At 58.2% G+C, this 20,355-nt stretch carries 17 protein-coding genes, 1 other RNA gene and 1 pseudogene; 6 read left to right on the top strand and 13 right to left on the bottom strand.

Going from position 1 to position 20,355, the window contains the following annotated elements:
• The first annotated feature begins 118 nt into the window (after positions 1-118).
• Complete coding sequence (locus UR289_RS00795) at positions 119-958, top strand: nickel/cobalt efflux protein RcnA (RefSeq protein ID WP_320708977.1); 840 nt, start codon at positions 119-121, stop codon at positions 956-958.
• A gap of 38 nt (positions 959-996) precedes the next feature.
• On the opposite strand, the gene UR289_RS00790 is transcribed toward UR289_RS00795, so the two are convergent.
• The 3 genes from UR289_RS00790 to UR289_RS00780 all read right to left on the bottom strand — a co-directional run bounded on the left by UR289_RS00790 (position 997) and on the right by UR289_RS00780 (position 5,948).
• Positions 997-4,086 carry a beta-galactosidase gene (locus tag UR289_RS00790; RefSeq protein ID WP_320708976.1) on the bottom strand — a complete coding sequence of 1,030 codons (3,090 nt, stop codon included), beginning with the start codon at positions 4,084-4,086 and terminating at the stop codon, positions 997-999.
• A 102-nt stretch (positions 4,087-4,188) separates the two neighbouring features.
• Complete coding sequence (locus UR289_RS00785; protein WP_096149986.1) at positions 4,189-5,259, bottom strand: LacI family DNA-binding transcriptional regulator; 1,071 nt, start codon at positions 5,257-5,259, stop codon at positions 4,189-4,191.
• A 77-nt stretch (positions 5,260-5,336) separates the two neighbouring features.
• Positions 5,337-5,948 (bottom strand): YczE/YyaS/YitT family protein, encoded by a 612-nt coding sequence (locus UR289_RS00780; protein WP_023310590.1) that lies wholly within the window; start codon positions 5,946-5,948, stop codon positions 5,337-5,339.
• 86 nt (positions 5,949-6,034) lie between these two features.
• On the opposite strand from UR289_RS00780, the gene UR289_RS00775 reads away from it, so the two are divergent.
• Positions 6,035-7,456: a PLP-dependent aminotransferase family protein gene (locus UR289_RS00775; RefSeq protein ID WP_320708975.1), complete on the top strand. Its 1,422-nt coding sequence runs from the start codon at positions 6,035-6,037 to the stop codon at positions 7,454-7,456.
• A gap of 81 nt (positions 7,457-7,537) precedes the next feature.
• On the opposite strand, the gene UR289_RS00770 is transcribed toward UR289_RS00775, so the two are convergent.
• The 3 genes from UR289_RS00770 to ffs form a co-directional block, all read right to left on the bottom strand.
• Positions 7,538-7,753, bottom strand: a complete 216-nt coding sequence (locus UR289_RS00770) for a hypothetical protein (protein ID WP_023310588.1) — start codon at positions 7,751-7,753, stop codon at positions 7,538-7,540.
• On the bottom strand, positions 7,750-8,001 hold the full coding sequence (locus UR289_RS00765; protein ID WP_023310587.1) for a hypothetical protein: 252 nt from the start codon (positions 7,999-8,001) through the stop codon (positions 7,750-7,752). The genes UR289_RS00770 and UR289_RS00765 overlap by 4 nt, the downstream gene beginning before the upstream one ends.
• A 260-nt stretch (positions 8,002-8,261) precedes the next feature.
• An RNA gene (gene ffs / locus UR289_RS00760) (signal recognition particle sRNA small type) lies at positions 8,262-8,358 on the bottom strand.
• Positions 8,359-8,442: 84 nt separating this feature from the next.
• Here ffs and UR289_RS00755 point away from each other — a divergent pair.
• Positions 8,443-8,839 (top strand): annotated as a pseudogene (locus UR289_RS00755) (MGMT family protein).
• Between the two features lie 33 nt (positions 8,840-8,872).
• Here UR289_RS00755 and UR289_RS00750 read toward each other — a convergent pair.
• Positions 8,873-9,400, bottom strand: coding sequence for a YbaY family lipoprotein (locus tag UR289_RS00750; RefSeq protein WP_008503301.1), 528 nt, complete (start codon positions 9,398-9,400; stop codon positions 8,873-8,875).
• 200 nt (positions 9,401-9,600) lie between these two features.
• On the opposite strand from UR289_RS00750, the gene tesB reads away from it, so the two are divergent.
• Entirely contained in the window at positions 9,601-10,461 is an 861-nt protein-coding gene (gene tesB / locus UR289_RS00745) for an acyl-CoA thioesterase II (RefSeq protein WP_033144780.1), read from the top strand.
• A gap of 98 nt (positions 10,462-10,559) precedes the next feature.
• Here the strand turns inward: tesB and amtB are convergent, their stop codons facing one another.
• The 5 genes from amtB to UR289_RS00720 form a co-directional block, all read right to left on the bottom strand.
• On the bottom strand, positions 10,560-11,849 hold the full coding sequence (amtB, locus tag UR289_RS00740) for an ammonium transporter AmtB (RefSeq protein ID WP_023310584.1): 1,290 nt from the start codon (positions 11,847-11,849) through the stop codon (positions 10,560-10,562).
• Positions 11,850-11,884: 35 nt separating this feature from the next.
• Complete coding sequence (glnK, locus tag UR289_RS00735) at positions 11,885-12,223, bottom strand: P-II family nitrogen regulator (RefSeq protein WP_008503304.1); 339 nt, start codon at positions 12,221-12,223, stop codon at positions 11,885-11,887.
• Positions 12,224-12,443: 220 nt separating this feature from the next.
• Positions 12,444-14,225, bottom strand: a complete 1,782-nt coding sequence (locus UR289_RS00730) for a SmdB family multidrug efflux ABC transporter permease/ATP-binding protein (RefSeq protein WP_039263947.1) — start codon at positions 14,223-14,225, stop codon at positions 12,444-12,446.
• On the bottom strand, positions 14,218-15,990 hold the full coding sequence (locus UR289_RS00725) for a SmdA family multidrug ABC transporter permease/ATP-binding protein (protein WP_033144778.1): 1,773 nt from the start codon (positions 15,988-15,990) through the stop codon (positions 14,218-14,220). The genes UR289_RS00730 and UR289_RS00725 overlap by 8 nt, the downstream gene beginning before the upstream one ends.
• A gap of 30 nt (positions 15,991-16,020) precedes the next feature.
• Positions 16,021-16,479 carry an Lrp/AsnC family transcriptional regulator gene (locus UR289_RS00720; protein ID WP_023310581.1) on the bottom strand — a complete coding sequence of 153 codons (459 nt, stop codon included), beginning with the start codon at positions 16,477-16,479 and terminating at the stop codon, positions 16,021-16,023.
• A 112-nt stretch (positions 16,480-16,591) separates the two neighbouring features.
• On the opposite strand from UR289_RS00720, the gene UR289_RS00715 reads away from it, so the two are divergent.
• Positions 16,592-17,641 (top strand): PLP-dependent cysteine synthase family protein, encoded by a 1,050-nt coding sequence (locus UR289_RS00715; protein ID WP_231926980.1) that lies wholly within the window; start codon positions 16,592-16,594, stop codon positions 17,639-17,641.
• A gap of 40 nt (positions 17,642-17,681) precedes the next feature.
• Here the strand turns inward: UR289_RS00715 and cof are convergent, their stop codons facing one another.
• Complete coding sequence (cof, locus tag UR289_RS00710) at positions 17,682-18,500, bottom strand: HMP-PP phosphatase (RefSeq protein ID WP_047061242.1); 819 nt, start codon at positions 18,498-18,500, stop codon at positions 17,682-17,684.
• A 101-nt stretch (positions 18,501-18,601) separates the two neighbouring features.
• Here cof and UR289_RS00705 point away from each other — a divergent pair, with 101 nt between their 5' ends.
• On the top strand, positions 18,602-20,299 hold the full coding sequence (locus tag UR289_RS00705; RefSeq protein ID WP_320708974.1) for an SgrR family transcriptional regulator: 1,698 nt from the start codon (positions 18,602-18,604) through the stop codon (positions 20,297-20,299).
• Positions 20,300-20,355 lie beyond the last annotated feature (56 nt).

The raw sequence follows: 20,355 nt of genomic DNA, 5'->3' as shown, positions 1-20,355 counted from the left end.
TTTTGGCTTTTAAAGCATATCACGCTCTACTCCCCCTGAGTATTTTTCTACTAGGGGGTAGTATTACGCTACTGGGGGGGAGTAGTATCTCCGCACGCTTTCCACTCCGGAATTTCCCATGACCGATTTTGCTTCACTCCTTCAGCAGGGCAACGCCTGGCTGTTTGTTCCCAGCGCTATCCTGCTCGGTGCGCTACATGGCCTGGAACCGGGCCATTCAAAAACAATGATGGCCGCCTTTATTGTTGCCATCCGAGGCACGCTGAAACAGGCGGTGCTGCTCGGCCTGGCGGCCACGCTCTCCCATACGGCGGTGGTCTGGCTCGTTGCGATGGCGGGATTATGGTTTGGTCGGGGCTGGGATGCGCACACGTCCGAACCCTGGTTCCAGCTGATCTCCGGAGTGCTGATCGTTGCGATCGCCCTGTGGATGGCCTGGCGAACCTGGAAAGAGAGCCAGCCGCACGATCATCATCATCACGACCATGATCACCACCACAATGACCATGACCATGACCATGACCACCATCATGATCATCATCACCATCACCACGAACACTCGCTGGTTGAAGAAGAGTGGCAGGACGCCCACCAGCGCGCTCACGCGCAGGATATTAACCGGCGCTTCAGCGGTCAAAACGTCACTACCGGACAGATCGTGATGTTTGGCCTGACCGGCGGGCTTATCCCCTGTCCGGCGTCCATCACCGTGCTGCTGATCTGCCTGCAGCTGAAGCATTTCGCCCTCGGCGCGACGCTGGTGTTCAGCTTCAGTATTGGTCTGGCGTTAACGCTGGTCGCTTCCGGCGCGATTGCCGCCTTAAGCCTCAAGCACGCGACCAAACGCTGGCCCGGGTTTAGCGAATTATCCCGTAAAGCGCCGTGGATCTCCGCTGCGCTGATTACCGTAGTAGGGATTTACATGAGCCTGCATGGCCTGAGCGGCATTCTGGCGTAAGACTGCGGCCACGCTCTGTGGCCGCATCTCTTGGTCAGTTAAGGGTTCTGCTGCCAGCTGAAGGTATAGCGAAGCTGGCGTGTCTGCAGGAGGAATTCCGGAGAGACGCTGGGGCTCCAGGAGTCGTCGCCGCCCACGCCCATATGGAACGCATCGAGATTGAGCCAGCATCCCGGCTCTTCGCGCAGCAGATGATGATGGGTTGTCTCACGCAGCTGCTGCTGGCCGTAGCGGCTCACCGAGAAATGGAACCGGCCGTTCAGCTGATGCGTTCCTACCACAAGCTCCCGGGTATCGCAGCGCAAACCATTTTCCGTCGGGAAGATATACGGCGTGTGCATGGCCTCGAGAGGTAATGTCCAGCGACCCTGCTGCGCCGCCAGCTTTCTGTCCGGGTAGTTTTCATGCGGCCCCAGCCCCAGCCAGTGAACGTTTTCCGGCGTTTCGGCAAGATGAACGCTCAGGCCAACGCGCGCGGGTTCAGGGATATCAGACGCAACATCAATCTGAATATCGCCATGCAGAACGCCCCGATCGTCCACCCGCCAGACTTTACGGCTCATGAACAGGGCTTTGCCGCGATACTCAAGCACGTGCTGGGTTGTGACCACCACGTCGTCTGCGTGCTGCCGTGCCTCACAGTGCAGAACGCGCGAGGTGAGTTCGTACATGCCCGCCGCTTTCCAGCGTTCAACCCAGGCGTTCGGATCGATCTGCGTCGCTTCACTCACGCCAATGTCGTTATCCAGCGGCGCGCGGCTGACGTTATCCGTCAGAGATGAAAGCAGCGTTTCAACGCCGTTTCGCCACCATTGGGACAGGTTTCCGGTTGCGCGATCGAACTGCCAGCGCTGTTGACGATGGGCGATCTCCAGGATGAGCTCGCTTTGCGTTAACACCGGCGGCTCGCCCGCCGGGACTGGCGGAGCAATAAAGAGGGGAGCCGGAAGCGGCCACTGCTCCCACGCGCAGCGATGGTCAGCCGGAGACCACGGCGTTGCCCGCGGCTGGCGTACTTCAACGTTCAGCCAGACCTCTCCCGGCCCGGCTTCCAGCTCCGGCAGGTCAATCTCCAGACGCTGGGTGCCTTCAGGCGCCATCGAGAGCGTCACCTCGCCCGCGGCCAGCACGTCCCCGTCCCGGGCAACCGTCCAGTTCAGCACTTCGTTATCGGTGTGGCGGAACAGGTAGCCGCTTTGCACCTCAATCACCAGCGGAGAGGTGCTGACCCGCGTAAAGGTAAAGAACTGCTGGGCGCGCTGCGCCTCGTACAGCGCCGGGTGCGGCGAGCGATCGGGGAACACCAGCCCGTTTAGACAGAACTGCCGATCGTTCGGCTTATCGCCGAAGTCTCCGCCGTAGGCCCAGAACGCGTTGCCCTTTTCGTCCCGTTTCGTCAGGGCCTGATCGACCCAGTCCCAGACAAATCCACCCTGCAGGCGAGGATGGCTGCGAAACGCTTCCCAGTATTTCGCAAACCCGCCAAAGCTATTTCCCATCGCGTGGGCGTATTCACAGAGGATCAGCGGGCGCGTTTCGTCCGGCATACCGACCCATTTCTTGATTGACCATTTAGGCACTGCCGGGAAGGGCTGATCCCGATCGACCCGGGCGTACATCGGACAGACAATATCGGTCGCCGCCGTGTTCGCGCCGCCGCCTTCATACTGCACCGGACGCGTAGGATCGGTGGTTTTCAGCCAGCGGTACAGCGCATCGTGATTCGCGCCGTGGCCCGACTCATTGCCCAGGGACCAGATGATAACCGAGGGATGATTACGATCGCGCTGCACCATGCGGGTCACGCGTTCGCTCATGGCGGGCAGCCAGCGCGGATCGTCAGCAAGGCGGCTCATCGGCACCATGCCGTGCGTTTCGATATTGGCTTCGTCAACGACGTACAGCCCGTAGCGGTCGCAAAGCCGGTACCACAGCGGATGGTTCGGATAGTGCGAGCAGCGCACGGCGTTGAAGTTGTGCTGCTTCATGATTTCGATATCGCGGCGCATGGTCGCTTCGTCCATCACCTGGCCGTTTTCCGGGTGATGCTCGTGCCGGTTAACCCCGCGGATCAGCAGCGGTTTACCGTTAAGCTTCAGCAGGCCATTGCCGATCTCAACGCGGCGGAAGCCCACGTCGCACGCCTCAACCTCCAGCACCTCACCCTGCGGGTTAAGAAGCGCAATCGTCAGGCGATACAGTTCTGGCGTTTCAGCGCTCCAGAGCGCGGGCTGGTCGACGGGGATCGCTGCCGTTAGCCGCTCGGCCCAGCTGCCGCGCTCGTCGACGATGGCAGATCCTGGCCGCCGAGAAACGCTGGCGCATTTTTCACCCGTGCGCCACAGGGTCATGACCACCTCGCAGTCTGCAAAGCCAGCGCCTGCCAGCGCGACATCCACCTTCAGCACCGCGCGATCCAGCTCCGCATTCAGGTCCGTCACCACGTGATAATCGGCAATCTGCGTCTCGGGTTTATGCAGCAGCGCCACATCGCGGAAGATGCCACTCATGCGCCACATGTCCTGATCTTCCAGATAGCTGCCGTCGCACCAGCGCAATACCATGACCGCCAGGCGGTTCTGCCCGGGGCGTAATGCCGCAGAGAGGTCAAATTCAGCGGGCAACCGGCTGTCCTGGGAATAGCCCATCCACTGTCCGTTGCACCAGAGATGGAACGCGGAGTTCACGCCGTCGAAGATGATGCGGGTCTGCCCGCTCTGAAGCCAGGCGTCATCCACCTCAAATGTGAGCGAGTAACAACCGGTCGGATTTTCCTGCGGCACGAAAGGCGGGTTAACGGGAATGGGATAGGTGACATTGGTATAGATGGGCGTGTCGAAACCCTGCATCTGCCAGTTAGACGGCACGGGCATCGCAACGGCATCCGCGCAATCTTCGGTTACCCATGCCTGAGGAACCCGTTCCGGCGCGGTAAAGAAGCTAAACTGCCACACTCCGTTCAGAGAGTGCCTGCTGGTCGATCCAGCGTCCTCTCTGGCAGAGGGCTCATTGCGCCAGCTGTGTAACGGCGCGTGTGCGGCCAGACGGTTCCACTGGGTGACGCCAGGATTTTCCCAGTCCCGACAGGCCAGAATGGCGCTGAGGGTCAGCGGTGAAGTGGTGGACATAGTAACCTCTTTGCGAAGCGCTCACAATTTTGGTTAACATGCCCTGGCACCGGGCAACGGTAAAGCGTTCAATCGCGGGGTAGCGAGTCCGATCACAAAGTTTTATTTGCGGGCAATCTGCTCGGCAAGCAGTGCCAGGCTTCTGAGCTGCTGCGCCAGATCCTCGCGCTCGGCCTGCTTAGGATTGCGGCGCGCGCTGGAATGACGGGTAACCAGCGTCACCGGCAGCTGAACCTGCCGGCACGCTTCGCCCCCGGAAGGTGCCAGCAGCCACTCCACGCTGCGTTCGCCCGCCTCGCGAAACGCCTGACGAATGGTTGTCAGCGGCGGGGAAAACCAGGCGCTGTCAGCGGTATCGTCAAACCCAACCACCGAAAGCTGGCCAGGTATCGCGATCCCTTTTTCCGCGCAGGCGCGCATCACCCCGAGCGCCATCTGATCGTTCGCCACCAGAATCGCGTCCGGTAATGCCGCACCCGACAGCAGCACGTGTCCCTTCTCATAACCGCTGGCCGCGCTCCAGTCACCGTAGGCCACAGCCGTCGCGTTAAGACCCGCCAGCGCCAGCGTCGCTTTCCAGCCCGCCAGGCGCGCCCGCGCAGAGACCGAGCTTTCCGGCCCGCTCAGCAGGGCAATGCGCTGATGCCCCAGAGAAAGCAGATGCTCAACGCCCAGACGCGCCCCCTGCTCCGCGTTAAACACGAGGCTGTTTACCCGCGCTGAGGGCGCCACATCGAGGAACAGCACCGGGACGGGCGACGCCAGCGCCCCGAGCTCTTCGGCGTGCGGATCGTCAAGCGGCACATTCACCAGCAGCGCGTCCACCCGCTGTGCCAGCAGCGCCTGAAGCGCGGCCTGACACTGCTGGGGTTGCTCCACCATGGAGATAAGGACGCTCGCCCCCTGTTCCGCCGCACGCGATTTGACCGCCGACACAATTTGCGAAGGCGCGTGCAGGGCCAGATCGGTGGTGATGAGGCCCAGCGTACGGGTGCGTTTCCCCGCCAGCTGCTGCGCCCGAAGGTTAGGAACGTAGTGCAGCTCCGCCATCGCCTGCTGCACCTTTTCTCGCGTGCGGGCAGACACATGTTCCGCGTCGTTAATGACGCGGGAAACGGTCTGATAAGAAACCCCCGCAAGGAGGGCGACATCATAGAGAGTGATTGCTTTCATGCTTTCTGGCATCGCGATTTTCGAAGCGTCTATTCTGGCACAGCGACGCCGTTAAAACATGTGAGCGCTTCGCAAAATTAAACAACCCGCTCCGGCTGGGGTATTTCCGCAATGCGTGGCTTCTGGCGGAACCAGGGCAGGCAGAGCTGGATAAGCGGGCCAATGGTCAGTGCATACAGTACGGTTCCCACCCCAAACGTGCCGCCAAGCACGCACCCAATCAGCAGAACGGATACCTCAATTGAGGTACGCACGCTGCGAATGGACCACCCCAGCCGGGCGTGAATGCCGGTCATCAGGCCGTCGCGCGGGCCTGGCCCGAAACCGGCCCCGATGTACATGCTGGTCGCAATCGCGTTCATCACGATGCCCGACACCAGGAAAGCAATTCGAACGGGTAACGAATCCAGCTCCGGGATAAGCGCCATGCTGGCGTCCGCCGCCAGGCCGATACAAATCACGTTGCTGATCGTGCCGAGGCCCGGCATCTGGCGCAGCGGGATCCACAGCAGCAGCACCGCCGCGCCGGTCACAATGATCACCGTCCCGATAGTCATCCCCAGCTGCATCCCCACCCCGAGGTGGAACACATCCCAGGGATCGACACCCAAATCGGAACGAATAAACATTGCGGTGGAAAGGCCATACAGTCCTAAACCGACATAGAGTTGTAGCAGACGACGTACCATTTTTATTTTCTCCAGTGAACCATGCTTTCATCCTGACCTAAAATGGCACTATGATTAATGTCCAGTTTTCAAATAGTGGACTGCATATGTCATCACGTCGCTTCGGAAGCCTGTCTCTGGTACGCCTTTTAGGCCACTGGCAGCAAGCCTCATCCCGCACCCCGCTCTGGCGACAGCTGGCCGACGCGCTGCGTTTGTTAATTCTTGATGGGCGTCTGGCACTGAATACGCGGCTGCCGGGCGAGCGTGAGCTGGCCACGGCGCTGGACGTGAGCCGAACCACCATCAGCAGCGCGCTCGCCCACCTGCGTGAAGAGGGGTACCTTGAAAGCCGCCACGGCAGCGGGTCGCGGGTCATTCTCCCGGACACGCGCGCCGTTCCCACCCTTTCCGCGGCGAGCGCCGCACTGGATCTCTCTACTGCCGCCCTGAATGCCGGTCCGGAGATCCATCAGGCTTATGCCCATGCGCTCACGGCCATTACCCCGCATCTCTCGCTGACGGGCTACGATCAGCTGGGGCTACCGACGCTGCGGGAGGCCATCGCTGCGCGCTATACCGCGCGGGGCCTTCCCACCCGCGCAGACGAAGTGATGGTGGTCAATGGCGCCGTCAGCGGCTTTGCGCTGATACTACGGATGATGACAGGGCCGGGGGACCGCGTCGTGGTCGATCACCCCACCTATCCGCTGGCGATTGCCGCCATTCAGGGGGCGCAATGTCGGCCAGTCGGGGTGTCGCTGCCGGAAACCGGCTGGGATACGGATGGCTTTGCCGCAACGCTTGCCCAGACGGCGCCGCGTCTGGCCTATCTGATGCCAGATTTTCATAATCCGACCGGGCGCTGTATGGATATCGCCACCCGTCAGGCCATCACGGATATTGCAGCCCAAACCCGCACGGCGCTGGTGGTGGATGAAACGATGGTGGATCTCTGGTTTGATGCGCCTCCCCCGCCACCGCTGGCCGCCTTTAACCCGCAGGCCACCGTCATCACCTTAGGCTCTGCCGGAAAAAGCTTCTGGGGCGGGCTGCGTCTCGGCTGGATCCGCGCCTCATCGCGCATCATCGCCACCCTTGCCCAGACGCGGGATACTCTGGATTTAGGCTCGCCGCTGCTCGAACAGCTGGCAATGCAGTGGCTCATTAACAACAGCGAGACGTTTCTGCCCGCACGCCGGAAGATGCTGGCGGAACGGCGCGATCGATGTGGTGACCTGCTGCGCGAGCATTTCCCGGAGTGGAAATTCCACGAGGCGGAAGGCGGACTCTCTTACTGGATAGAGCTTCCGGGCATGCTGGCGACACAGCTTGCCGCGCGGGCAGAAATAATCGGGATTAACCTGGGAACCGGGACGCGATTTGGTTTATCGGGGGCGTTTGACCGCTATTTACGGATGCCCTTCTCGCTGGAATCGACAGAGCTTGAGCAGGCGTTGCTGAGGATCAAACCGTTATGGCTCGCCTTGAATAAAAACGTGCCATCGTTAAAACGCAGCGTGATCTAATATTAAAATATTAGAAGCAGATCATAAAATAAAAACTGCTGACTGTAACATATGCAGTCAGCAGTTTTCACTGGTCAGGGTTTAATGCTGAGGAGGAATAGGAAAGCCTTTTAGTGAAATAACGAAGTTATCACCGTCTTTCTTAATTTTTGCACCGGTATCACACCAGTCAGACGCAATTCGAAAGAACTCATCGCTTCCAACATTCCAGCCAAGACGTACATGCTTCACGTAGCCTGAACGCAACAGATCGCAGGCCTCGTTGTAGTCACTGGCGGTTGACAGTTGTTGTTTCATTTTCTCTTCTTCAGAAGTTTACGTAGAGCCTTGATTTCTTTAGGAGTAAAAGGAGAAACACTCTCTTCTTCCGTATGCTGATTATCAATATCCTCTTCCGATACTCCCGCCTCTTCTACTGCTTCGAACGCCAGCAGCAGCAGTTTCTCTGTCGTCACGCTTAAATTCTCGTTATTGACTTCCGCATAGTGCCGAAGCCTTTCTTTTAGCGCGTCATCAATCTTAACGTTTAATACCGCTGTAGCCATGTTTGTCACTTCCCTTCGGAATAAGTACTTTATTTAATACACGAACTTAACAATGTTATCCAGATATATATTTTTTTGAGTTATGGAAGAAAATAACCGTCCGATTATAAAATGACAGTCTATTATTACAGGTTTATGACAATAATATTTCAGTGTAATGAAATATATATTACACGATACAGGCGTAGTTTTATTGTGGAGTAATGATGTAAGGGAGAGGTGAAGCAGAAGAATCTTAGGAGGTCACAAATGGGTGGGGGCCCTGCCAGCTACATCCCGGCACACACGTCGTCTGCCCTGGCTGCTTCCTTCCGGACCTGACCTGGTGAACAGAGTAGCGTTGCGGGAGAACCAACAGAGCCCCCATTGAGAGCGTTGATAACCAACGCGCTGGCGCATTATCCCTGTGCTAAAGCCCAATTGCAAGCGACCAGCAACCGGATGCTGGTTTCTTGCGCAAACAGGCGCAGCAATCATGAAGATCTTCGTTTACCATAGCTTTCCAGAAACTCCCACAGGTAAAGGTATGGACGAACACGACTCCTTTCCACAGCGCGTATGGCAAATCGTGGCCTCAATCCCGGAAGGCTACGTCACCACCTATGGTGATGTCGCGCGTCTGGCCGGTTCCCCGCGCGCGGCGCGACAGGTTGGAGGCGTCCTGAAACGGCTGCCGGAAGGCAGTACGCTGCCCTGGCATCGGGTGGTGAACCGTCATGGCGCCATTTCGCTCACCGGGCCGGATCTCCAGCGCCAGCGTCAGGCGTTACTTTCAGAGGGTGTGCAGGTGTCAGGGTCGGGTCAGATCGATTTGCAGAAGTTTCGCTGGGTGTATTGACCCCTCTCCCGGAGGAGAGGGGAAATGCAGAAATTACATCTGAGTCGGTGGAGTTGGCAGAGACGGCTGATTGGTCTGCGGTGCGACCGGCACTTCGGTCTGCTGCACCGGCACCAGGTTCAGGTCGATTTTTGTCCCACCGTTGTTGATCGCTTCCTGGACCGTATCGGTGATAAACACCAGTTTGCCGTTGATGGTAACCGCTGCGCTCAGCAGGATACGGGCGTTAGGCTGCACGTCCGACGGGTTATACGGCAATACGAAGCTAAACGGCGCCTGCTTGCCTTCAGTACGAACGGCGCGCTGGGCCACGACTTTCGACGGCGCGTCGGCCAGAGAAGCATCAGACAGCGTTACGGTTAATACCGCATCCGGCGGCAACGCCACTTTCTGTTTAATCCAGATGGTACCGGAAACATTAGGCTGCTGAATGGATTGCTGTGAAAGGGTATTAATCCCGTTCGGGTCGGCTGCTGGTACTGGCACTTGGGCGCTTTTACCGGCACAGGCGGACAACGCCACCGCAATAGCTACACCACTTAGCATGGGCACGAGTTTCATTGAAGTCTCCTTATCAATGCACCAGCGGGATCGATCCCATCCGATGTCGTTTCAATCACATAACGTATTCAAGTGTGGCACAGATCACCGATTTATGCCTGAAAACGTGCCGATATTCAGATTATTCTACCCATCGGACCACTTTCATTTCTGCGTTATACTCTGCCTATCTTTCGCTACGGCGTTTATTGAGGACAACTATGAGTCAGGCACTGAACAATCTGCTGACATTACTGAATCTGGAAAAAATTGAGGAAGGACTCTTTCGCGGACAGAGCGAAGATCTCGGCTTACGCCAGGTCTTCGGGGGGCAAGTCGTTGGACAAGCTCTGTACGCAGCAAAGGAGACTGTCCCGGCAGACCGTCTGGTGCATTCGTTCCACAGCTACTTCTTACGCCCTGGCGATAGCGCAAAACCGATTGTGTATGACGTTGAAGTCCTGCGAGACGGCAACAGCTTCAGCGCGCGCCGCGTAGCAGCTATTCAGAACGGCAAGCCGATCTTTTACATGACCGCCTCTTTCCAGGCGCCGGAATCCGGCTACGAGCATCAAAAAGTGATGCCCCCGGCTCCGTCGCCCGACTCTTTAAAATCAGAGACGGATATCGCCCGCGCGCTGGCGCATCTGCTTCCGCCGCAGGTCAAAGAGAAATTTCTCTGCGATAAGCCTCTGGAGATCCGCCCGGTTGAGTTCCACAACCCGATGAAAGGCCATACCGCCGAACCGAAGCGCCAGGTCTGGATCCGTGCCAACGGGACCGTGCCGGAAGATTTCCGCGTGCATCAGTATCTGCTAGGCTATGCGTCAGATTTCAACTTCCTGCCGGTGGCGCTGCAGCCGCACGGGGTTGGTTTCCTGGAAAAAGGGATGCAGGTCGCGACGATCGATCACTCCATGTGGTTCCACCGTCCGTTCAACATGAATGAGTGGCTGCTTTACAGCGTGGAGAGTACGTCAGCGTCGAGCGCGCGCGGGTTTGTGCGCGGGGAGTTTTATACTCAGGATGGCGTGCTGGTCGCGTCTACGGTGCAGGAAGGAGTAATGCGTAATCGCGGGTGATTGTGTGCGGCCTGATGCCCTCACCCTGACCCTCTCTCCCAAGGGGAGAGGGGATACACATTAAAAACGGCAACCAAAGGTTGCCGTTTTGCTGTTTATCAGGCGTTATACGCATTCTCGCCGTGGCTGTTGACGTCCAGACCTTCGCGCTCCTGCTCTTCCGGTACGCGCAGACCCACCGTCATATCCGCCAGCTTATAGCCAATGAAGGCCACAACGGCAGACCAGACAACGGTGATAGCAATACTTTCCAGCTGCACCAGCACCTGATGAACCATGGTCACGCCTTCTGCGTAGCCCACGCCACCGAGCGATTTCGCGGCGAAGATACCGGTCATGATACAACCCACGATACCGCACACGCCGTGAACACCAAACACATCGCATGGGTCGTCAACGCGCAGCACACGTTTCAGTGCGGTCACGCCCCATAGACCCGCCAGACCGGACACCAGGCCGACCAGCAGCGCGCCACCCACGCCGACATAACCGCATGCTGGCGTAATGCCAACCAGACCGGCAATGGCACCCGAGCAGGCACCCAGCAGTGACGGTTTACCGCGTACCGCCCACTCGCCAAACACCCAGGAGAGGATTGCACCCGCCGTGGCCACAACGGTGTTCACGAAGGCCAGCGCGGCGATTTCGTTTGCTGCACTTGCCGAGCCGGCGTTGAAGCCAAACCAGCCAAAGTAGAGGATAGCCGTACCGGTAAACACCATCGGCAGGTTGTGCGGTTTAAACGCTTCTTTACCGAAGCCCACGCGTTTGCCAATCAGGTAGGCACCCACCAGACCCGCTACCGCGGCGTTGATGTGTACAACGGTACCGCCCGCGAAGTCCAGCGCGCCGTGCGTTGCCAGCAGACCGCCACCCCAGACCATGTGCGCAATCGGCACATAGGAGAGCGTCATCCAGACCACCACGAAGATCAGCACGGCAGAGAAACGAATACGCTCGGCGAGCGCGCCCACAATCAGCCCGACGGTAATACAGGCGAAGGAGCCCTGGAACGCAACGTGGATGTACTGATAGAAACTGCCCATCAGCGCGGTCAGCTCAATATTTTTCAGCATCACCCAGTCGAAGTTACCAAAGAACGCGTTGCCCGTACCGAACGCCAGCGAGTAACCGTAAACCACCCACAGCACGCAGACCAGTGCGAACGTCACAGCAACCTGCGTCAGCATGGAGAGAACGTTTTTGCCACGGATCAGACCGCCGTAGAACAGCGCAATGCCTGGAATTGACATGAACAGCACCAGCGCGGTGCTGATCATCATAAAGGCGTTATCGGCTTTGTCGACCACCGCAGGGGTAGCAGCCAGCGCCAGGCCCGGCAGCAGCGCCAGCGAACCCAGACCCGTTTTAAGTGTTGCTATCTTCATTTTCTCGATCCCTATCACTGTGTGCCAGGCGTTATTTACAATGCCGCTTCGTCAGATTCGCCGGTACGGATGCGAATGACGCGCTGCAGTTCGGCAACGAAAATTTTGCCGTCGCCAATTTTGCCGGTATAGGCCGCTTTGCTAATGACATCAATGACTTCATCAAGCTGATCGTCAGCAATCGCGACATCAATTTTTACTTTTGGCAGAAAGTTAACGCTGTATTCCGCCCCGCGATAAAGCTCGGCATGACCCTTCTGACGACCAAAGCCTTTCACTTCGGTGACAGTCAGTCCCTGAATACCCATTGAAGACAACGCTTCACGCACGTCTTCGAGTTTGAATGGTTTGATTACAACCGTAACCAGCTTCATAGATCCCCTCCAGTCAGAATTCGGTAATGGCCGCAGCTTACGCAGAAGGTGTTGCAAGGGGTGTGCCAGAAATGAAAACGAGGGGGAACGGCGGCGCACAGAGCATTACGCGGCCGTAATAAACGAACAGGCGAAAAAAAACGCACCATGCCGGTGCACGATGCGTTTCAGTTTTGCACCAACAGGAATGACTGTTAGCGCGTCGCCTCATTTTGGTGCATCAGGCGCTAAGCGACTCTTCATCACGCACGCTGGCCGCCAGCTCTTCGCCCGCCAGCTGCAGCTGGTACATCTGCCAGTAGCGCCCTTTGGCTTCCAGCAGTTCACGGTGCGTACCGCGTTCAACGGCCTGTCCGCGATGTAGCACCAGAATGGTATCGGCATCGACGATGGTGGAAAGACGGTGGGCAATCACCACCAGCGTCGTATGGTCGCGTACGGCGGCCAGCGCCTGCTGAATGGCCTGTTCGGTGCCGGAGTCAATACTGGCCGTGGCTTCATCCAGAATCAGTATCTGCGGCGTTTCAATCAGCACCCGCGCCAGCGCCAGGAGCTGCTTTTGCCCGACGGAGAGATTGTTCCCCTGCTCGCCCAGTTTGGTATTGATCCCATCGCTAAACCCGCGCGCCAGCTCTGCCAGCTGCACTTTTTCCAGCACGTCCCAGACCTGCTCCTGGGAGTAGTCTCGCCCCAGGGTCACGTTGGCGTAGAAGGTATCGGCCAGCACGACCGGATCCTGCTGCACCATCGCGACGCCTTTACGCAACACGGTGTGGCTGAGAGACGCGAGCGGGCGCCCATCGAGGCGGATTTCGCCGTGCGTGACCGGGTAATAGCCCATCAACAGGCTGGCAAGCGTGCTCTTACCGCTGCCGGTATGCCCTACCAGCGCCACGAAACCGCGCGACGGAACGTCAAGCGTGATGTCCTGCAGCACCAGCCGGTCTTCGCGATAGGCAAACGAGACGTTATCAAAGGCGATAGTCCCGCTTTGCAGAGGTCGCTCGTCATTGCCGTAGGCCTGGCGCGGCCTGTCCATCAGCTCAAACACGCGCTCACCGGCGACCACCGCCTGCTGCAGCATCGATTGCTGGGTGGTAAGCTCGATCAACGGCTCGTTAAGACGCCCGAGATAGCTGATAAAGGCGTACAGCACGCCCACTTCAATCGTACCGTTTGAGCTCAGCCCGAAGAGCATCAGCAGCCCGCAAAGCACCAGCGCCGAGAAAAGGCTCAGCAGCGGACGCAGCAGGAAACCATCAAGCCGCAGCGTCTGCATACGCGCCATGTAGTGCGAACGGCTGGCTTCCCCCATGCGTTCGCCAAAGCGCGCCTGCTGGCGGAACTGCTGGATGACGCTCATGCCGTTGATCACTTCGTTGAAGCCATCGTTAATGTCGGCCAGATACGCGCGCACCCGACGCACGATCGGCGTGCTGTAGCGCTGGTAAATGACCATGACAATCAGCACCGCCGGGAAGATGGTGATCGCCACCAGCGCCATGCGCCAGTCGAGGCTGAACATCGCCACCAGCATCGCGCCAATCAGCGCCGCGCTACGTAACACCGTCGCGACCACGGTAACGTACAGATCGCGGATCACCTCGGTATCGTTGGTCACGCGCGAAATCACCTGCCCGACCGGCTGGATATCAAACTCGCTGAGCGGCTGGCGAAGCGCCGCGTCCATCACATCCGTACGTAGCTGCTGAACAACGCCCACGGCTGCGCGGTTAAACAGCAGCGACTGCGCATAGTGCAGCCCTGCCGCCGCCAGCTGCAGGCCAACGTAGGCCACGCCTAAGCCCGCCACCAGCCCCAGCGGAAGGTAGCTTTTGGCGACCATGTTGTCGATAAAATAGCTGATGAGCAGCGGACCGCTCACCTCAGCAATCGCCGCAATCCAGAGTAGAAGCACGGCCACGGAGAGCGGTTTACGCCACGGCGAGCCGTAGGCCAGCAGACGTTTGAGCGTCGGCCACATCGTTCCGAGCTTACGCATTAGCGGCCTCCTCATCCTGCTCCGGCGCATCATCCAGCGCCGCCTCAAGCTGTTGATAGCGGTACATATCGCGATACCAGCCCGGCTGCTCGGCAAGCGTTTCATGCTGCCCGCGCTGGGCAATGTGCCCGTGCTGTAAGACCACAATTTCGCTGGCTTCGGTGAGCGCCGACAAACGATGGGCGCTGATTATCACCGTGCGCCCGTCGCCCCACTGGCGCAGGTTATGCAGAATTTGATGCTCGGTACGGCCGTCCACGGCGGAAAGCGCATCATCCAGGATCAGAATTTCAGCATTCAGCAGCAGCGCGCGGGCAATCGAGATACGCTGCTTTTGCCCGCCGGACAGCATGACGCCGCGTTCCCCGACTTCCGTTTCGTACCCCTGCGGCAGACGCAAAATATCATCATGAACGCTGGCCAGACGCGCCACATGTTCAATCTCTTCCTGCGTCGCACCAGGGCGTCCCAGGGCAATGTTGTTCGCCACGGTGTCCGAAAATAAAAACGGCGTCTGGCTGACGACCGCCAGGCGACCGCGCCACTCGTCCAGCAGCAGTCTGGTCAGGGGAATATCGTGGAAGCGGATATCGCCCTCGGTGACGTCAAAGTGGCGCTGAAGCAGAGAGAGTACGGTACTTTTGCCGGATCCCGTCGGGCCGCAGATGCCCAGCATTTGCCCTGGCTGAAGCGTAAAGCTAACGTTCTCCAGCACCGGATGCTCCGTATGCGGATAGACAAACTTGCGGACGTCGACGGTCATGACGCCGCGCCCTTCCGGTACGGCCTCGCTACCGTCGATGACCACCGGCGCTTCGGCCAGCATGGCGCGAATGCGGCTGTAGGCAGCGCTGCCGCGCTCCACGATGTTAAACATCCAGGCCAGCGCCAGCATCGGCCAGATCATGAGCCCCAGATACATCGCAAAGCTGGTCAATTGCCCCAGGGTAAGCGTGCCCTGCACCACCATCCAGCTTCCGCCGCCAATCGCCAGCATATTTGCCATGCCGATTGCGATATAAATCGTCGGGTCAAAACGGGCGTCGATACGCGCGACGCGCATGTTTTTCGCCCCCGTGTCTGCCGCATCGGCGGCAAACAGCGCAGACTGACGGTCTTCCAGGCCAAACGCTTTGATCATGCGGATGCTGGTCATGCTCTCCTGGGTGCGATCGTTCAGAGACGAAAACGCCGCCTGCGCCAGCTTGAAGCGCTCGTGCAGCTGTTCGCCATAGCGATTGATCGCCAGCGCCATGATCGGCATCGGCAGCAGGGCGAGCAGGGTCAGCTGCCAGCTGATCTGCGTGGACATCACGATCAGCACCGCGCAGCCCATCACCAGCGAGTCCACCAGCGTCAGCACTCCTTCCCCGGCGGCAAAGACCACGCGATCGACGTCGTTCGTCGCGCGGGCGATGAGATCCCCGGTGCGATGACGAAGATAAAATTCGGGATGCTGTCGGCTCAGCTGGCGGTAAAAATCTTCACGCAGCTCAACGGCCAGCTGATAGGACGCACCAAACAGCAGCACGCGCCAGACGTAGCGCAGCAGATAAACAATGACCGCCGTCAGCACCAGCGTGCCGACCCACATCAACACCCGTGCGGTGGTGTAATGCTGCTCGGTGACGCCATCCACGACGTACCCCACCACTTTCGGCGGGATCAGCTGCAGGATGGCAATAATAATAAGCAGGGCGACTGCACCGAGGTAGCGTTGCCACTCCCGACGAAAGTACCAGCTTAGTTGGGCAAATAATCGCACGCGGTTTGTTCCTGAAGGTATTTTACTTAGTTATTCAATGGGTAATGCTGTGGTGTATTTAATCTGTTCCATGGCGAAGCTAGAGGTGACGTCCGACAAACCCGGGACGCTGTTCACCAGCCGCTTGTAGAAATCATCATAGCGCTTCATGTCGGCCACCTGGACGCGCATCAGGTAATCATACTCTCCGGCCATACGCCAGAAACCGAGCACCTCGGGCATCTCAGACACCTGAGTAACGAAGCGGCAATACCACTCGCTGCTGTGATGCTGGGTTTTTATCAGCACAAATGCCGTCAGCCCAAGCCCCAGTTTTTCGGGATCTAACAACGCGACGCGCCCCAGAAGAATGCCGTCATCTTCCAGCTTCTTAAGCCGCTTCCAGCACGGAGTGGTGGTCAGATTAACGGCATCTGCCAGCGCCTGCAAAGAGAGGGTACAGTCATTTTGCAGCAATGAAAGGAGCTTGCGGTCAATTTTATCTAGCATACCCACCTCACAGAGAAAATTTTTCTCTCTTCATTCTATTTTAAAGGCCAGATAGCAACAATTTTTTCTGTGCTTTTCGCTATCCTAGGCACAAAATGACAAACGGATAACGATGATGAATAGTACCTGGGTTAAACATGCGATCAGCGAAATCAATGCCGACTATCAGCGCTCGGCGGATACGCACCTGATTCGCCTTTCCCTGCCGGGATTTGACGGCATTCAGCTCTATCTGAAAGATGAAAGCACCCATCCCACCGGTAGCCTGAAGCATCGCCTGGCGCGCTCTCTGTTTTTATACGGTTTATGTAACGGCTGGATTAAAGAAGGCACCACTATTATTGAATCTTCGTCCGGTTCAACGGCGGTGTCCGAAGCCTATTTCGCCCGCCTGCTGGGCCTGCCGTTTATCGCGGTAATGCCGTCCTGCACCGCAAAACGTAAAATCGAACAGATCGAATTTTACGGCGGACGCTGCCACTTTGTGGAAAGCGCCTGCGAAATCTACGCCGCCTCCGAAATGCTGGCCCGTGAGCTGAACGGTCACTATATGGACCAGTTCACCTTCGCCGAGCGCGCGACCGACTGGCGCGGCAATAACAACATTGCCGACAGTATTTTCCGCCAGATGACCCACGAACCGCATCCGGTTCCGTCCTGTATCGTCATGAGCGCCGGTACCGGCGGCACGTCAGCCACGATTGGACGCTACATCCGCTGTCAGGGATACGATACCCAACTGATGGTGGTTGACCCGCAGAACTCCGTCTTCCTCGACTACTGGCAAAACCGCAATGCGCAGCTGCGCAGCCCGGTGGGCAGTAAAATTGAAGGGATTGGCCGCCCGCGCGTGGAGCCCTCTTTCATCCCCGACGTCGTGGATGAGATGATGCGCGTGCCGGATGCCGCAAGCGTGGCAACGGCGCACTGGCTGGAAACGCAGCTGGGGCGCAAAGTGGGCGCATCGACGGGCACAAATATGTGGGGCGCACTGCAGCTTGCCGCCCGTATGCGCGAAGAGGGCCGTACCGGTTCCATCGTCACGCTGCTGTGCGACAGCGGCGAACGCTACCTTGAAACTTACTACAACGCGGAGTGGGTGCAGGCCAACATCGGCGATATCGCTCCGTGGAAAGCGCAGATTGCAGAACTGGTGAAATAAAAAAAGCCAGACCGAAGTCTGGCTTGCTGGAAGGGTCTCACTATTCGGGGGAATACGGGAGATTGTTGTTGTCCAGCCAATGCGTCAAAAAATGGGACACTGCTTCATTGCGGCAGTGGCCAATAACCGGCAGATGGGGAAGTTCTGCTTTCAGCTGCGCCATCGCATTCCCCATGATCAGACCGCGACCTACGCTACCCAGCATTTCGCGGTCGTTCATGGCGTCACCAAACGCCATACACTCCTTCAGCGTTAAGCCCAGGTGGTCGCTCAGCACCGCCAGAGCGGAGCCTTTGTTACAACCCACCGGCAGCACTTCCAGACAATCCACCGCCGAGAAAGTAAGGTGCGCCCGGTCACCCAGCGCCTCATTCAGCTGAATCCGTAAGCGACACAGATCGTCATGATCGCCGCAGAAGCAGATCTTGGTTACCGCATGAGCGGGGATCCGACGCAGATCGATAAGCTGATATTTGAAACCGCTGTATACATGCGCGTGCAGCAGTTCAGGAATTTCACGTCCGGTAAACCAGCCCCGATCGTTAAAGACGTGGATACTGGCCTGCGTGTCCCAGGTGCTGTGCAGCACGATGTCCGCCACTTCCGGGTTGAGATCCTGCCGGTGCAGCACATCGCCTTCTACGGAGTGAATTCGCGTCCCGTTGCCGGTGATCAGAAAGGCGTCGAGGGAAAACGCGCCCAGCAAATGGCGCATCTCCAGCACATGGCGGCCAGTGGCAAACGTCAGGGTGACATCACGCTCGCGCAGGCGCTTCAGCGTGTTCAGGGTTTTTTCCCCTAAACGGTGATCCGGCATTAACAGCGTACCGTCCATATCAAATGCAGCGAGCCGAGCCATGATTACTCCCGAAATGTGATGCGGTTAACTTGTGCAACAGTATCGTGTGAGATATACGGAAGTAATAGTGAATAGATGAAAATTATTGTTCCGGGTTTCTTATGCGCCAGCTCAATCGACTCAACCAGTATCACCGCCTCTGGCAGCCTTCGCAGGGTGCAACGCAACAGGTCACCATCAGCGAGCTGGCCGCCCGCTGTTTTTGTAGCGAGCGGCATGTCCGAACCCTGCTGCGCCAGGCCCAGGAGGCGGGCTGGCTCAGCTGGCGAGCGCAGTCTGGCCGCGGTAAGCGCGGTGAGCTCACGTTCCATGTCGCCCCGGAGTCACTGCGCAATGCGATGATGGAAGAAGCGCTGAAAAGCGGGCAGCAGCATAACGCGCTGGAACTGGCGCAGCTTGCCCCTGAAGCGCTGCGGTCATTACTGCATCCTTTTTTGGGCGGGCAGTGGCAAAACGACACGCCGACGCTGCGCATCCCCTACTATCGCTCGCTGGAACCGCTTCAGCCGGGTTTTTTACCGGGCCGGGCAGAGCAGCATCTGGCGGGAGAAGTGTTCTCAGGCCTGACGCGTTTTAACGGTAACAGCAGTGAACCTACGGGCGATCTGGCGCATCACTGGGATGTCTCTGCTGACGGCCTGCGCTGGCATTTCTACATTCGCTCCACCCTGCACTGGCATAACGGCGATAAAATAGAAACGGCGCAACTCCAGCGAAGTCTGACAGCGCTGTTGACGCTTCCCGCCCTGCGCACTCTGTTTCAGAGCGTCTTATGTATTGAAACAACGCATCCACAGTGTCTGACGTTTACGCTGCATCAACCGGACTACTGGCTGCCGCACAGGCTGGCAACCTACTGTAGCCGTCTGGCGCATCCCGACCATCCTGCGGTTGGCAGTGGCCCGTTTCGGCTGGCCGCCTTTGAGCCCGACCTGGTTCGTCTGGAAAGCCATGAGCAGTATCACCTGAGCCATCCGCTGCTCAAAGCCATCGAATACTGGATCACTCCCCAGCTTTTTGATTACAGCCTGGGCACCAGCTGTCGTCACCCGGTGCAAATCGCGATCGGCGAGGCCGACGAGCTGGAAAGTCTGCAGCTGGTAAGCAGCAGCACCAGCCTGGGGTTCTGTTACCTCACGCTAAAACAGAGCGCGCGCCTGAGTGAGATTCAGGCAAAGCGGCTTATCAATATCATTCATCTCTCCAGGCTTCTTCACACACTTCCGCTAAACGAAGGGCTCATCACGCCCACCCAGGAACTGCTTCCCGGCTGGACCATCCCCGAATGGCCTGATTTATCGGACGTCACCCTCCCTGAAGCGTTGACGCTGGTTTACCATCTCCCTGTTGAGCTTCACACCATGGCCAGCCAGTTGAAGGCATACCTGGCGCTACAGGGGTGTGAACTGACCGTCATCTTTCACGACGCCAAGACGTGGGACGGATGCCTGGAGCTTGCCGATGCAGACATCATGATGGGGGACAGGCTGATTGGCGAAGCGCCGGAATATACGCTTGAACAGTGGCTGCGCTGCGATGCCCTCTGGCCGCACGTTCTTAGCGCACCGGCTTACGCCCATCTGCAAGCCACGCTGGATGCGGTACAGACTCAGGCCGAGGCTCGGGATAGACACGCGGGACTGCAAACCATCTTTAACCGGCTAATGGAGAGAGCGGTGCTGACGCCACTCTTTAATTATCAATACCAAATCAGTGCTCCGCCTGGCGTGAATGGTATACGCCTCAACACCCGCGGCTGGTTTGACTTTACCGAAGCCTGGCTGCCCGCGCCCAAATAGTGAAGTAGCTGGTCGCCGTCGTGGTCAGACGGTAACATAACGTTTTTACCGTAACA

The sequence above is a fragment of the Enterobacter sp. 302C9 genome (assembly GCF_034106085.1).
GTDB classification, from domain to species: Bacteria; Pseudomonadota; Gammaproteobacteria; order Enterobacterales; family Enterobacteriaceae; genus Enterobacter; species Enterobacter asburiae_B.
Note: the sequence above shows the minus strand (reverse complement) of the source record. Positions and strands in the feature narration are given on the sequence as shown.